A 13,430-nucleotide genomic window follows, 5' to 3' on the forward strand; every position below is an offset into this window, starting at 1 on the left:
GATCGTCTCCTATGATGCTCGTGGTTTGTTCCACGAAGGTTGTGCACGCGCTTTGCTGCGTGACATTTGGCGCGTTCCAGAGCTTCCGGTCTGTCATCGGGTTCGCGCATCGCGCCCGCCGGGAGAGTTCAAACGTCGTTTCTTTTACAGGCGCTGTCAGGTGGCCGGAGGGACAGAAAGGATCACCCGAATCCAACAGCAAAAGGTCCAGATCGCAAAAACGATTCCGAACTCGCGCGGTATAGGGGGGAAGCTGTCGCGGATCAAGCCTTATCAAAAGCATGTATCGGTGCGCTGGTATTAGGCAAAGTGGGATTGCGCTCTTCTGAAATGACGCTGATGAACTGGTGCCGGAGACGATGACAGCGAAACCGGAGACTACAATCCTGCAATGGCTTGCCGTCAGGCTGGTGCTGCGGTTTGGCACAGCCTCAATCTGTGATGTGAAGCGATGCGCGGCCTAAGGCCTCTATCCTGAAGAGCCCGGCCATCGATTAGGTGCCGCGCTTTTATCGGCGTAGCTGCCTGGAACCGCTTCAAACCTGACGTAAAAATGAGGCGGGACGCCCTGTTTCTAAACCAATGCTTCAGCAGTCCATCACCGCAAAACGCATGGGCAAAGCCTTGCGCAGAACGTTGATTGAGATGTGCGCCTCTGAATAAAGCTGTGCATTCTCGTCGAGCTTGGGCGGCTGAACGCGTGCCGCATTGGGTTTGCGTCCCTGAGGTGCTGCAGGCACTGGCGAGAGCTTCACACGATTCGATTGCTCAACCGCCTGCGGGGGCGGTGCCGTCCGCGCGTTGCGATAGTAAAACCGCGTGTACTGCACATCCGGCTGATGAGCCGGCGGCTTTTTGTTCCCGGTGGCACGGTTCGGCGCGCCAAACAACTTCAGCATGTGACATCACCCCTGACCAACACTTGGGACCATCTTCAATTGAAAATTTGTCTATTTTTAGTCAGATGCGCTGCATATTGGGGCGAGAATCTGGCAGCGGGTTGCGCCATTGGCCACGCAAGGCCGTGGGATCAGCCCTTTGTCTTGAAGGCTTCCCAAAGGTCGGGCCTGCGCGTCCGGGTCAAATCCTCCGACTGAGCGCGACGCCATTTTTCGACCTCGCCGTGATTGCCGGATGTCAGCACCGACGGAATTTCACGATCCATCCAGACCGCCGGGCGCGTGTACTGAGGGTGCTCCAAGAGCCCTTGAGAATGGCTTTCGTCAACCGTGCTTTCCGCATTGCCAAGCACCCCGGGCAGCAGTCGAACGGTGGCATCGATCACCGCCTGCGCGGCCAGTTCACCACCGGTCATGACAAAGTCACCCAGTGAGACTTCGGTGATCTGATAGTGTTCCAAGACACGTTCATCGACGCCCTCAAAACGCCCACACAGCAAGGTAACGCCATCGCAGCGCGCCAGATCTCTGGCCATCGCTTGATCAAATCGGCGCCCTCGGGGTGACATGTAAAGGATTGGCCAGCGCTCTGTTGCACGGCTCTGTGCCGCCTCAATGGCCGGGCCAACGACGTCAGCCCGCAGCACCATCCCCGCGCCACCACCCGCCGGTGTGTCATCCACATTGCGGTGTTTCCCAATGCCGAAATCACGCAGATCATGGGTGTGCAACTGCCAGCGACCTTCCTGCAAGGCCTTGCCAGTCAGGGAAAGGCCAAGCGTTCCGGGAAAGGCGTCGGGGAAAAGCGTCACGATCCGCACTTGCCACACGTCCGCCAGCTCCTCCGCTCCGGACATCAGACCGCGCGGCTTTGCCGTTGCGCGGATTGTTTTGCGGCCAAAGGATTTAGGTTTTTCACTCACGGTAGGCTGCCTTGGTTTTTGTGGCCCACTGCGCTTTTGCATGGGTGGGCGTTAGGTTACGACCCGAAACATCCATTCGTGCGGTCAGACGATGGCGTCAACGTGAAGCACGGGGGGGCCATGCTCCAGCGCTGTTCAAAACAGACCGATGGGTGGGTCTGCAACAATGCGCCCCGCCGCAAGATCAACGGTCGGAACCGCGTCCATTGTAAAAGGGAGCAGGACGGTTTCCGAAGATCCGGGTCGCTGCACTTCCAGCAAATCCCCCGCGCCATGGTCCAGAACGGTCTTGATCCGGCCCAGCAAGGTGCCGCCCGTGTCCACCACCTCAAGGCCAATCAAATCCGTGTGGTAGTATTCATCGTCGGGCAGGGACGGCAGCTGGTCGCGGGTGGCGAAAAGCTGTGTGCCTTTGAGCGCATCAGCCTCTTCCTTTGTGGAAACCTCGACGATACGCGCGACAAAGCCATTCTTGATCGAGCGCACCAATGCGAGGTGAAACAACCGGCTGCCGTCTTCAGTGGCCAGCGGGCTGTAGCTTTCGATATCTTCGGGAATGGAGCAGAAACTCTTGATGCGCAGCTCACCGCGCACGCCGTAAGACCCGCCAATGGCCCCGACGCAGATTCTCTCGTCTCTCATTCTTCCACTCCTATGCACAAACCTTCGGAAATTGCGCCGCCGCGATCAAGACATGTGTCTCGTTGATTGGCCCGCTCAAAGAAAATCCCCGCCAGAAAGGCGACGGTGATGAGCATCAGAGAGCGGATTGGTCTGAACATCACAGGTCCGGACAGGAATGAGACAGCGATGGGCCCGCGCAATCGCGGGCCCTTGCAGGTGTAAAAGGGCGGGGCAGTCACACTGGCGACGGCCCCAAACTGGAGGCTTACTCTGCGGTTTCTTCGGCGGGTGCCTCTTCAGCAGGTGCGGCGGCCTCAGCGGCCTTTGCCGCTTTTTCTTCCGCACGTTCCTGCGCTTTCTTGCCCGGTGTGCCCTTGTTGGGGTTGTTGCGCTCGGTTTTTTCTTTCAGACCAGCAGCTTCCAGCATGCGTGCTACGCGGTCCGTGGGCTGTGCGCCCTGACCCAACCAATGCTGAACGCGCTCGACGTCCATCTTCACACGCTCTTCGCTGTCTTTCGGCAGCAGCGGGTTGTATGTGCCCAGCTTCTCGATGAAGCGGCCATCGCGTGGCATGCGGCTGTCCGCTGCGACGATCCGGTAAAAGGGGCGTTTCTTGGAGCCGCCACGGGCGAGACGAATTTTCATAGCCATTGTAGTATTTCCTTCTGAGTTCAGTGGGTAAGGTGGGCTTTCAGGCCACCTTATGTCTGGTGGAGTTGGTGGTGCTGAATGACTTCAGCGATGATGAAGTTGAGAAACTTCTTGGCGAATTCGGGGTCCAGATCGGCCCGGTTCGCCAAATCTTCGAGCCGCTCGATCTGTGCCGCTTCGCGCGCGGGATCGGACGGGGGAAGGTCGTGTGCAGCCTTGAGTTTCCCCACGGCCTGCGTGTGCTTGAACCGCTCGCCCAGCGTATAGACGAGGATCGCATCGAGACGGTCGATAGAAGCGCGGTGCTCTTTCAGCACCTCTGCAGCACGGGTTACGGCATCGGTCATCTTAAAACTTCCCATGGGCGTCAGCGACGCAAATTCCGGATGCCAGACCACGATGGGTCACAGCCGGCGCCTCAGATACTGCAAGATATGGATCAGTCAATGGCCCATCCTTTCGGTTTAAAAAGCGGGTCAGCATAGTGGCCGATTTCCATTTCGATCCCATGGGCCAGTTGGGAGCCCTGCAAATCAGCCGCGGATGGATGGCGATAGACCGCGTCATTGCCATCAATCGTTGCCGCAGCCGGGTCCTTGACCGCACCCAAACGCTCGGCCAGCCGTATACTGTCGAGGTTCTTGGGATCGATGTAGCTGACCGCGGCATCCCAGGCCTTTTCCCGGTAGAGATAGTCGCGCACCTTATGCGTCGCTTCCAGCGCATAGCCTTTCCCGGCCTTATCCGGCCAGATCACCCAGGCGATTTCCGCTTCGGGCCACTTTGCGGGTTTCCACCCGCCCGCCATGCCCAGCGTTTCATCGGAGGCCTTGTCGTGGATCATCCACATGCCATAGCCGCGGATCTGCCAATGACCGATCTCGGCGGCATAGAGCATCCATGCTTCATAGGCGTTCAGCGGCCCGCCCATGAAACGGGCGCGGTAGCTGGTGAAGGTGGCCTTGAAGTCCGGGTAATCCTCGGGCTCCGGGCCGCGCAGGATCAGCCGCCCGGTTTCGAGGCGTGGAATGGAGGTGCCGGTCATGCGCGCGCACCTCCTGTGTTGTAACGCCAGACCTGGGCGTCATCGACCATACCGTCCCGCACCGCCCCAAGCCGCGATGCCAAACGGGCGGCGCGGGCGTTTTCGGGATCAATGTAGCTGACCAGCGTTGTCCAGCCCAGTGTATCAAAGGCATGCGCCCGGGCAGCTGTCGCCGCCTCAACGGCGATGCCTTGCCCCTCGGCTTCGGGCAACAGGAGGAAGCCCAGTTCGGGTTCCAGATCACCGGGTTCAAATCCCAAGAGGACGAAGCCCGCGATATCGCCTGCCGCGCCAATGGTCCAGACGCCATGGCCGTGCAGCAACCACGTGGCGGTCATCTGGGTGAAGTCGGCCCAGGCCTCCTCCCGCGTCATCGGGCCACCAAAATACGCCCCGCGATCTGTGCAGGCAATGCTGGCAAAGGCGTCGAAATCCTCGACTTTCGGCGCACGCAGCACAAGGCGCTCGGTCACCAGAAGCGGCAACTGACCTTGCAACGCCAAGGCAAAGGCGGCTGCGGCACCGGTCGAGGGTGTTTCACAGGCAAACCTCACGCCGCCACCTCGTAGCGGTAGACCACGTCGTCCGGATCATGGGTTCTGGCGTCCGGATCATGCGCCGCCCCCAGCCTTTCAGCCAAAGCGATGGAGCGGGCATTGTCACGGTGGATGTAGCTCACCAGCGACGCCGGTCTGATTTCCTGCCGTGTATAGGCCAGCGCCAGCGCGGCCGCTTCACAGGCAAGCCCGCGCCCTTCGAAACCGTCAAAGAGGATATAGCCAAGCTCGGTTTCGGCAAAATGCGGCGGCTGCGTGATGGCGACCTGTCCCGCAATCTCGCCGTCCACTTCGATGGCCCAACCGCCCATGCCCATCAACTCCCAGGAGCCAACTTCGGAGGCAAGCCCGTACCAGAGGTGGGTTTTGTTGTCCGGCCCGTCAACGAATTGCGCGCGCGGGGTCTGGAAGAAGGCCCAAAAGGCTTCCAGGTCTTCCATGACATGGGGACGCAGGCGCAGACGATCGCCGGTTATGACGGGTGCGGTGGTCACGCGGCGATCCTATACGTCAGGGCGCCGGGATAGCGGTCAAAGGCGGGCGGCTGTCCGGCGCGCGCGCCCAGTTTCTCGGCAATGCGGCAAGAGCCGGTGTTCTCGGGCGCCACACGGATCAGCAGTTCTGTCCACCCGATCCGATCCAGCAGGTGATCCACCACCGCGCGCGCGGCTTCAGTGGCAAAGCCTTTGCCCTCATCCGCGCCGTTCCAGATGGTCCAGGAAAGCTCCGGCGCTGTCTGGTCCGTCAAGTGCAACGGGCCCACGTGACCTACGGCGCGCCCCTCGTGTTCCATCACGTAGCGCCCAAAGCCCCGCAGGGCCCAGTGCCCAATCATGGCGGCGAACCGGTTGAATGCGGCAGGGGCGTCGAAAGGCCCACCTACGTGGACCGCGCGGTCGCTTGCGCAATAGACCGTGTAGGCGGAGAGGTCGTCCGCCCGTGGCTGGCGCAGCGCAAGCCGTGCCGTCGAGAGGGTGCGCGCCACCTGCATCACATCAGCCCCAGATCGGCCGGGCTTTCGCCTTCCAGAACGGGGCGGGTGAAGTGGCGGTCATAGCGGCGGATGCACTGCGTGCGTTCGGCGTGCGCATAGGTGGCGATGCAGGCGGGGTCGGTCGCCATTTCGGTACGGTAGGCTTCGTAAGCCGCGAGCGACGGGAAGCTGAACGCACACCATGCCAGATCGGATGGCCCTTCGGAGGGCAGCCAGTAGCCATGATGCGTGCCGCCCATGCGGTTGATGTTGTGAATCCACGCTTTGGCATAGATTTCAAAATCAGCCACTTTCGCCGGGTCGATCTCGTATTTCAGGAAACAAGTAATCATGCGACCTCACCACGGTTTGCCAGTTCAAAGCCGAAGACGTCGCGGTTGTGCCCATCGGGGAAGCTGTCACGGCGCAGTTTCGTACCGCCCAGGCGATCCACGAGACGCAAGGCTGCCGCATTGGTGTCGCGGACGTGCGTTTCCACGACTGTCCACCCCAGCCTGTCTCGCGCGTACTCCAGCACGGCCAGGGCTGCTTCTGTGGCAAAGCCCTTGCCGCGCGCGGTGCCGAGCAGCCACCATGTCAGCTCATGGCTGGGCCAGCCGTCCCAATGCACGATCCCGCACCCGCCAATAGGCGCATCTGTCTCGCGGTCGACCACGACGAATTTGCCGAAGCCCTTCATATGCCAATGCCCGATGTCCGCTGCCAGACGCACGCTGGCCTGATCCGGTCGCAGCGGCCCGCCATAGAAATAGCCGTCCCCTGTCTGCGCGTCGAAGAACGCGGCATAGAGCGCCGCATCCGCCGCAGAAGGCATGCGGAGCACGAGGCGCGTCGTTTCCAGCACCGGGGTATCAGCGACCGAGGGTGTCATTTCTTTTTGCCAAATCCTGACAGGCCGGGGGGTAGGGGCATGCCGCCGCCCATCCCGCCGAGACCACCTGGCAGCTTGCCGCCCATGGCTTTGGCTGCAGCCTCGAGCTGTTTGGGGTCCATTTGCGAAGGGTCCATACCGGGCATGCCGCCCTTGCCCATCATGCCTTTCATGGCCTGTTTCAGCATGCCGCCTTTGCCCATGCGGCCCATCTTTTTCATCATGTCGCCCATCTGACGCTGCATCTTGAGCAGTTTGTTGAGCTCGGAAACTTCGAGCCCTGCGCCCTTGGCGATGCGTTTCTTGCGGGAGGCCTGCAGGATCTGCGGATTGGCGCGTTCCTTCTTGGTCATGGACTGGATCAGCGCGATCTGGCGCTTCAGGATACTGTCATCCATCCCTGCCGCCTCGACCTGCTTGGCCATCTTGCCCATGCCGGGCATCATGCCCATCATACCTTCCATCCCGCCCATCTTGAGCATCTGTTCCAGCTGCATCTTGAGGTCGTTCATGTTGAACTGACCCTTGGCCATGCGCTTCATCATCTTTTCGGCCTGCTCGGCCTCGATGGTTTCCTGCGCCTTTTCGACCAAGGCTACGATGTCGCCCATCCCGAGGATGCGCCCCGCGATGCGTTCGGGTTCGAAGGTCTCGATGGCGTCCATCTTTTCGCCGAGGCCTACGTATTTGATCGGCTTGCCCGTGACCGCGCGCATCGAGAGCGCAGCCCCGCCGCGTCCGTCGCCGTCCATCCGTGTCAGCACGACGCCAGAGACACCGATCTTGTCGTCGAATTCGGTGGCGACGTTCACGGCGTCCTGACCGGTGAGGCCGTCGACCACCAGCAGTGTTTCACGCGGGTTCGCGACATCCCGTACGGCGGCAGCCTGGGCGATCAGCTCCTGATCGATGTGCAGCCGGCCAGCGGTATCGAGCATATAGACGTCATAGCCGCCCAAGCCCGCCTGGGTCTTGGCGCGTTTGGCGATGGCGACGGGATCCTCACCCTTGACGATGGGCAGGGTGTCGACGCCGATCTGGGTGCCAAGAATTGCAAGCTGTTCCATCGCGGCGGGGCGGTTTACGTCGAGCGAGGCCATCAGCACGCGCTTGCCGTCGCGGTCTTTCAGGCGCTTGGCCAGTTTCGCGGTGGTGGTGGTTTTACCCGAGCCCTGCAGGCCGACCATGAGGATCGGCGCGGGCGGGTTGTCGATTTTCAGCGCGCCGGGCTCACCCTCGCCCTTCAGCACGTCGATCAGGGCATCATGTACGATCTTGACGACCTGCTGACCCGGCGTGATCGACTTGGTGACGGCCTGTCCGGTGGCCTTTTCCTGTACGGCTTTGACGAAATCACGGGCCACGGGCAGGGAGACGTCAGCCTCCAGCAGCGCCACGCGGACCTCACGCAGTGCGGTGGCCACATCATCCTCGGACAGGGCGCCCTGCTTGGTGAGCCGGTCAAAGACGCCAGAGAGGCGTTCGGACAGATTTTCAAACATGGGCCATAGCCCCTTTCGATATCGGTTGCGGGATAGGCCTGATGTAGGCAGCCCGCGTGAATTGCACAAACGCCTGCAGTCATTTTCAGCGGGGCCAAAACCAAATGGTTTTGCCCCCGTGGGCGCAACGCGCTGACGGAGGGCGATCCCGGACGACCCGGGACCGGAAGGCTGGTGCTTCCGGATGTTGGAGGGCTATTACGAGGCCAGCGGCAGTGAGTCAAGGAGATGCGTGATGCAAAGCGACTGGGACCGATCCGCTGCGGCGTGGATCGCCGCACAAGGTGACGAGGGGGATTTCAGCCGCAGGCGGGTCCTCGACACGCCGATGCTGCAGCGCGTAACCCAGGCCCGTCCCGACAGGGTGCTGGACCTTGGCTGTGGCGAAGGACGCTTTTGCCGAAAGCTCGCAGAGCGGGGGTATGATGTGACCGGGCTCGATCCGACAGCGGCGTTGCTTGCACAGGCAGAAGCGCGCGGTGGTGCGCGCTATGTGACCGGGCGGGCCGAGGCGCTACCCTTTGGTGATGGCAGCTTTGACATGGTGGTGAGCTACCTGTCGCTGCTCGATATCGAAGGGATCGACGCGGCGCTGGATGAGGTGGCCCGCGTTCTGGCGCCCGGTGGCCACTTCCTGATCGCCAATCTGGCCGGGATCGCCACCGCCGCGGATATCAAGGGCGGCGGTTGGGAGGCGTTGCCTGATGGCGGTCGGCGCATCATCATCCGCCACTATCTGGAGAGCCGGGCCATGCAGTCCGAGTGGAAAGGCATTTCGGTGACCAACTGGCACCGCCCCTTGTCTGTCTACATGCAGGCGCTGCTGGAACGCGGCTTTCACCTGACCCATTTTGATGAGCCGTCGGTGCCTGACCCGCAGTGGCCGCAGGAGGAGGCCTATAATCAGGCCCCCTACCAGATGATGATGGAGTGGCGGCTGTAAATCAGCAGCACACCGTCAGGCCGCAAGGGCTGCGATCTGGGCGTTGGCAGCGGCCATGGCCTTGTCGGCATCGGCCATCAGCCGGTCTGCCGCGACGATCTCCACATCCGTGATGCCGATGAAACCCATGATGTGACGCATGTACCCGGAGGCAAAATCGACATCCGAACCCACTTCGGTGCCGCCGGTGGCCAGCGCAATGATTGCGCGCTTCCCCTCCAAAAGACCCACCGGGCCGTTTTCCGTATACTTGAAGGTGAAGCCCGCGCGGGCAATCTGGTCGATCCAGGCTTTCAGGGCTGCCGGCACGCCGAAGTTGTAGACCGGCACGCCGATCACCAGCACATCCGCCGCCTGAACTTCGTGCACGAGCGTGTCGGAAAGGGCGAGCGCGGTTTTCTGATCATCCGTCCGCGCGTCGCTTGCGGTGAAATTGGCATTCACCCAGGTCTCGTCGATCTGTGGGATGGCGTCAGTCAGATCGCGACGGATCACCGTGCCGCCAAGTGTCTCCACGATGGCAGCAGTGAGGTGGCGCGACGCAGAACCTTCGGTGCGAGCGGAGGCGTCGATATGCAGAATGGTCTGTGTCATGTCAGTATCCTTGAATGAGGTCGGGATAGTTGGTGTCCTCCCAACATGCCTATTGCAATTACGAACGCAATTTCTGATATTCCACATAAAATGTGCGTTGACGCACAATTATCGGGGTAGGATGCGATGGAGAATTGGGACGAGATCAAGACCGCCTATCAGGTGGCGCGTATGGGCACGGTGAGCGGTGCGGCGGACGTGCTGGGCGTGCACCATGCGACGGTGATCCGCCATATCGATGCGCTGGAAGGGCGGCTGGGCGTCAAGCTGTTCCAGCGCCACGCGCGCGGATACACGGCGACCGAGGCGGGGCAGGATTTGCTGCGCGTGGCGCAGGCGACGGATGATCAGTTTAGTCAACTTGCCGGTCGTATCAAAGGGTTGGGCGATGAGGTGTCGGGCGATCTGGTGATCACCTCACTGATCAGCCTTGCGCCGCGCATGGTGCCCCTGCTCGCAGGATTTCAGGCGCTCTATCCGGATGTCGTGGTGCGGTATCTGACCGGCGAACGGCTGTTCCGGCTGGAATATGGCGAAGCGCATGTGGCAATCCGTGCCGGGACCGCGCCCGATCAGCCCGACAACGTGGTGCAGACCTTTCACCACCAGCATATGGGGCTCTATGCGACACGCGGGTATCTGGAAACGCATGGCACGCCGACCTCGCTGGCGGATCTGAAACATCACCGGTTTGTCGGCCATGACAACGACCAGAGCCGCGCGCCCTTCAACCGCTGGCTGCGTGCGCATGTACCGCCCGAGGCGATCACCTTCCGCTCGACTGACAATCGCGCGCTCGACATCGCGGTCAAGTCCGGCGCGGGCATCGGCTTTGTCGCGGTGCTGGAGGCCCAGGCCGATCCAGATCTCGTGGAAGTGCTGGAACGCCAAGAGGACTGGGCCGCGCCGCTGTGGCTGGTCACCCATGTGGATCTGCACCGCACGACGAAGGTGCAGGCCTTTTTGAGCTTCCTGAAAGAGCAGGCGAAAGACTGGGAGGTATGAACCCCGCGGCTCAGGGGCATCTGGCGATGCTGACCTTTTCCGCCTTGGTGGCAGGGTCTTTCTCGCTCGGTGCGCAGGCCGCGAATGCCATCGATCCCGCAGTGCTGAACGCGGCGCGCTTCATGATCGCAGCGGGGGTGATCGGGGCAGTGGCAGGTGCCACAACGGGATTGCCGCGCAGCGCCTTTCGCGCGCCATGGCGATATGCGCTGCTCGGTGGGACGTTCGCGGTTTACTTTGTGCTGATGTTCGAGGGGCTCAAAACCGCGCCGCCGGTCAGCGCCGCAGCCGTCTTCACGCTGACACCGGTGATGGCGGCAGGCTTTGGCTGGCTGCTGTTGCGCCAGATCACCACCCCGCGCATGGCACTGGCGCTCAGCATCGGAGCAGCGGGCGCGCTCTGGGTGATTTTCCGCGCCGATCTGGCGGCTTTGCGTGCCTTCGAGATCGGACGCGGCGAGGTGATTTATTTCTTCGGCTGCGTCGCACACGCCGTCTACACGCCCATGGTGCGCAAGCTGAACCGCGGGGAACCTGCTGTCGTCTTCACCTTTGGCATGCTGGTGGCAGGCGCCCTGCTGCTGACGCTCTACGCGTGGTCGGACATCGTGGCGACCGATTGGGCGGGCCTGCCCGCGATCGTCTGGGTCACGCTCCTCTACATTGCCCTCTTTGCATCTGCGGCGACCTTCGTGTTGCTGCAATTCGCAACGTTGCGCCTGCCCAGTGCAAAGGTCATGGCCTACACCTACCTGACGCCAAGCTGGGTCATCTTATGGGAAATCGCCTTTGGCAATGGCGTCCCGCATCCCCTGGTTTTGGGCGGCGTCGCCCTGACCGTTGTGGCGCTTGCGCTGCTGTTACGCGATGACAGCGCCAGAGCGGCGGAACAAAAACCGCGAAAAGCGCGTTAGTCCGGTGACAACTCAATGAGAGGAAGCAAAAATGCGTGGTATTATTTATCTGATCGGTCTTGTGGTCGTGGTCATGGCGGTGATCAATCTCGCGACCTGACTACGCCGGCATAGCAATAAGCGCTTACGCGCTTTCTTCGGGCAGTTCGGTCGCGAGGAACCTCTCAAATGCGTCTAGGTTCACCGGCTCGAACTGCCCGAAACCCTGCATCCAGACCGACGCCGCTCGGAGCGCGTCCGGCTCCAGCTTGCACCATTTGACACGTCCCCGCTTTTCCTGAGAAATCAACCCCGCTGCTGTCAGCACGCCAAGATGTTTGGAAATGGCAGCAAGCGACATCGCAAATGGCTCCGCGACATCCGTGACGGCCATGTCATCTTCCAACAACATCGTCAGAATCGCCCGCCGCGTCGGATCCGCCAGTGCCGCGAAGGTCTGATCAAGGTCACGTGTCATGCGCTTTCATACCGCCGGGAGCTTTGCAGGGAAAGCCCGTCAGCCCCGAGGATGGTGATCCGTCTGCGATGGCAATGTTAGACGGAGCCGCTCCAGATCAGCCTTTGAAAGCCCGATGTCGCGCGCCAGATGATCGCTGATATCACCGATGTGCAGGCCTTTCGGACGGGGTCGCAGCCATCGAACAAGGCGTGTCAGCGTGATTTTTTCAAACATAGTGGCAAAACCTGAGTCTGCGCGCGAACGCGATGCATCAGTCATGAAACATACTCCTGTAAGGGGGTGTCAGGATGGTGCCCCAGGTGCCATCAGATTTCAAAATCAATTGCTTGACCTGACTTGTGCAAAAAAGGCACATATAGGCATGGTCCGACAACTTCCCCCGTTGAATGCCCTGCGCGCCTTTGAGGCAGCAGGTCGGCACGAGAGCTTCTCGCGCGCCGCCGGGGAACTTGCCGTGAGCCATTCCGCGATCAGTCGCCATGTGCGCGGGCTGGAGCACCGTCTGAATACGCGGCTCTTCCGGGATGTGTCCCGCGGTGTCGAACTCACGGCAGAGGGCGCAGCCTACCTGAGCGAAATCACACCCGCACTGGATGCCATCGCCGATGCGACCGAGCGGGTGACAGAACGCCCCGCTGGCGTCGTCATGATCAATGGCGAGCCCCTGTTTGCAGCCAAATGGCTGATCCCGCGGCTCTCCGACTTCTACGCCGCCTATCCGGACATCGAGATCCGACTGGAAGGATCGCGCTGGCTGGCCGATGTAAATCGCTACGAGGCCGATGTTGCCATTCGCTTTCTCAAAGTGCCGGGCTCCAACCCCGACGGCATCCTGTTGAGCGATGCGCCGCTCTATCCCTATGCGGTGCCCGGCCTGGTCGACCTGCCGCTCTCCGAGCCGCGCGATTTGGCGCAACATACCCTGTTTCGGGACAGGTCAAGCGGCACCTGGGGCGTCTGGTTTGCCCTTGCGGGAGAGAACGACCCCGAGGTGGTCCCGGCGTCGGGCTGGCGGATGCGCTCGCATCTGGCGTATGAGGCCACACTGGCCGGGCAGGGTGTCTATCTGACCTCTGACGAGGTGACATCGCTCGATGTCGCCGCAGGCCGATTGCAGCGCCTCTCTGACATCGGATTTCGTGAAGGCGGATACTACATGTTGCTTGGCGAAGGCGCGCTGCGCCGCAAACCTGTCCGGCTCTTTCGGGACTGGCTGCTCGCCACCAGTGCCCCACACCGTGGACAGCCGATCTGAAAAGATCAACCAAACGGTTGAATACGGGAAACGCGACAAATGCGCCTTCCACCACCGCAACAGGCATATGGGCCGTCTTTCATTGTTCCAAAAATATGCATAAAAACAAAGTCTTGAAAAAGTCAGGCGGCTTCAGGTGGACCGCTTGACTCACACCGTCCCGCGCAATAGCAACGGCGCAACCATCCAACG

At 61.3% G+C, this 13,430-nt stretch carries 19 protein-coding genes; 4 read left to right on the plus strand and 15 right to left on the minus strand.

Annotation, left to right across the window (positions count from 1 at the left end):
- Positions 1-587 precede the first annotated feature (587 nt).
- The 12 genes from ISX84_RS16965 to ffh all read right to left on the minus strand — a co-directional run bounded on the left by ISX84_RS16965 (position 588) and on the right by ffh (position 8,067).
- Positions 588-899: a hypothetical protein gene (locus tag ISX84_RS16965; RefSeq protein ID WP_195821583.1), complete on the minus strand. Its 312-nt coding sequence runs from the start codon at positions 897-899 to the stop codon at positions 588-590.
- Positions 900-1,030: 131 nt separating this feature from the next.
- A complete protein-coding gene (trmD, locus tag ISX84_RS16970; RefSeq protein WP_195821584.1) occupies positions 1,031-1,822 on the minus strand; it encodes a tRNA (guanosine(37)-N1)-methyltransferase TrmD in 792 nt (263 codons plus the stop codon).
- A 135-nt stretch (positions 1,823-1,957) separates the two neighbouring features.
- The gene (rimM, locus tag ISX84_RS16975; protein WP_195821585.1) at positions 1,958-2,464 is read right to left on the minus strand and encodes a ribosome maturation factor RimM; all 507 of its coding nucleotides are present in this window, start codon (positions 2,462-2,464) and stop codon (positions 1,958-1,960) included.
- Positions 2,465-2,711: 247 nt separating this feature from the next.
- The gene (gene rpsP, locus ISX84_RS16980; RefSeq protein ID WP_195821586.1) at positions 2,712-3,098 is read right to left on the minus strand and encodes a 30S ribosomal protein S16; all 387 of its coding nucleotides are present in this window, start codon (positions 3,096-3,098) and stop codon (positions 2,712-2,714) included.
- A gap of 50 nt (positions 3,099-3,148) precedes the next feature.
- Positions 3,149-3,445 carry a chorismate mutase gene (locus ISX84_RS16985; RefSeq protein WP_195821587.1) on the minus strand — a complete coding sequence of 99 codons (297 nt, stop codon included), beginning with the start codon at positions 3,443-3,445 and terminating at the stop codon, positions 3,149-3,151.
- A gap of 92 nt (positions 3,446-3,537) precedes the next feature.
- The gene (locus ISX84_RS16990; RefSeq protein ID WP_195821588.1) at positions 3,538-4,143 is read right to left on the minus strand and encodes a GNAT family N-acetyltransferase; all 606 of its coding nucleotides are present in this window, start codon (positions 4,141-4,143) and stop codon (positions 3,538-3,540) included.
- Positions 4,140-4,697, minus strand: a complete 558-nt coding sequence (locus ISX84_RS16995; RefSeq protein ID WP_195821589.1) for a GNAT family N-acetyltransferase — start codon at positions 4,695-4,697, stop codon at positions 4,140-4,142. Before ISX84_RS16995 ends, ISX84_RS16990 begins: the two co-directional genes overlap by 4 nt.
- A complete protein-coding gene (locus ISX84_RS17000) occupies positions 4,694-5,194 on the minus strand; it encodes a GNAT family N-acetyltransferase (RefSeq protein ID WP_195821590.1) in 501 nt (166 codons plus the stop codon). Before ISX84_RS17000 ends, ISX84_RS16995 begins: the two co-directional genes overlap by 4 nt.
- The gene (locus ISX84_RS17005) at positions 5,191-5,691 is read right to left on the minus strand and encodes a GNAT family N-acetyltransferase (RefSeq protein ID WP_195821591.1); all 501 of its coding nucleotides are present in this window, start codon (positions 5,689-5,691) and stop codon (positions 5,191-5,193) included. The genes ISX84_RS17000 and ISX84_RS17005 overlap by 4 nt, the downstream gene beginning before the upstream one ends.
- Positions 5,691-6,026 carry an NIPSNAP family protein gene (locus tag ISX84_RS17010; RefSeq protein ID WP_195821592.1) on the minus strand — a complete coding sequence of 112 codons (336 nt, stop codon included), beginning with the start codon at positions 6,024-6,026 and terminating at the stop codon, positions 5,691-5,693. Before ISX84_RS17010 ends, ISX84_RS17005 begins: the two co-directional genes overlap by 1 nt.
- Entirely contained in the window at positions 6,023-6,565 is a 543-nt protein-coding gene (locus tag ISX84_RS17015) for a GNAT family N-acetyltransferase (RefSeq protein ID WP_195821593.1), read from the minus strand. The genes ISX84_RS17010 and ISX84_RS17015 overlap by 4 nt, the downstream gene beginning before the upstream one ends.
- Entirely contained in the window at positions 6,562-8,067 is a 1,506-nt protein-coding gene (gene ffh, locus ISX84_RS17020) for a signal recognition particle protein (protein WP_195821594.1), read from the minus strand. Before ffh ends, ISX84_RS17015 begins: the two co-directional genes overlap by 4 nt.
- Before the next feature lie 235 nt (positions 8,068-8,302).
- Between ffh and ISX84_RS17025 the strand changes: the two genes are divergently transcribed.
- Complete coding sequence (locus ISX84_RS17025) at positions 8,303-9,010, plus strand: methyltransferase domain-containing protein (protein ID WP_195821595.1); 708 nt, start codon at positions 8,303-8,305, stop codon at positions 9,008-9,010.
- A gap of 15 nt (positions 9,011-9,025) precedes the next feature.
- On the opposite strand, the gene ISX84_RS17030 is transcribed toward ISX84_RS17025, so the two are convergent.
- On the minus strand, positions 9,026-9,604 hold the full coding sequence (locus tag ISX84_RS17030; RefSeq protein WP_195821596.1) for an FMN-dependent NADH-azoreductase: 579 nt from the start codon (positions 9,602-9,604) through the stop codon (positions 9,026-9,028).
- Positions 9,605-9,730: 126 nt separating this feature from the next.
- On the opposite strand from ISX84_RS17030, the gene ISX84_RS17035 reads away from it, so the two are divergent.
- Complete coding sequence (locus ISX84_RS17035; RefSeq protein ID WP_195821597.1) at positions 9,731-10,609, plus strand: LysR family transcriptional regulator; 879 nt, start codon at positions 9,731-9,733, stop codon at positions 10,607-10,609.
- On the plus strand, positions 10,606-11,523 hold the full coding sequence (locus ISX84_RS17040) for a DMT family transporter (protein WP_195821598.1): 918 nt from the start codon (positions 10,606-10,608) through the stop codon (positions 11,521-11,523). Before ISX84_RS17035 ends, ISX84_RS17040 begins: the two co-directional genes overlap by 4 nt.
- A gap of 124 nt (positions 11,524-11,647) precedes the next feature.
- Here the strand turns inward: ISX84_RS17040 and ISX84_RS17045 are convergent, their stop codons facing one another.
- Positions 11,648-11,980, minus strand: a complete 333-nt coding sequence (locus tag ISX84_RS17045) for an ArsR/SmtB family transcription factor (protein ID WP_195821599.1) — start codon at positions 11,978-11,980, stop codon at positions 11,648-11,650.
- Positions 11,981-12,019: 39 nt separating this feature from the next.
- Entirely contained in the window at positions 12,020-12,241 is a 222-nt protein-coding gene (locus tag ISX84_RS17050; protein WP_195821600.1) for a hypothetical protein, read from the minus strand.
- Positions 12,242-12,344: 103 nt separating this feature from the next.
- On the opposite strand from ISX84_RS17050, the gene ISX84_RS17055 reads away from it, so the two are divergent.
- The gene (locus ISX84_RS17055) at positions 12,345-13,238 is read left to right on the plus strand and encodes a LysR substrate-binding domain-containing protein (RefSeq protein ID WP_195821601.1); all 894 of its coding nucleotides are present in this window, start codon (positions 12,345-12,347) and stop codon (positions 13,236-13,238) included.
- Positions 13,239-13,430 lie beyond the last annotated feature (192 nt).

It is taken from the genome of Roseobacter sp. MH60115, assembly GCF_015644665.1.
In the GTDB taxonomy this organism is placed as follows: domain Bacteria; phylum Pseudomonadota; class Alphaproteobacteria; order Rhodobacterales; family Rhodobacteraceae; genus Roseobacter.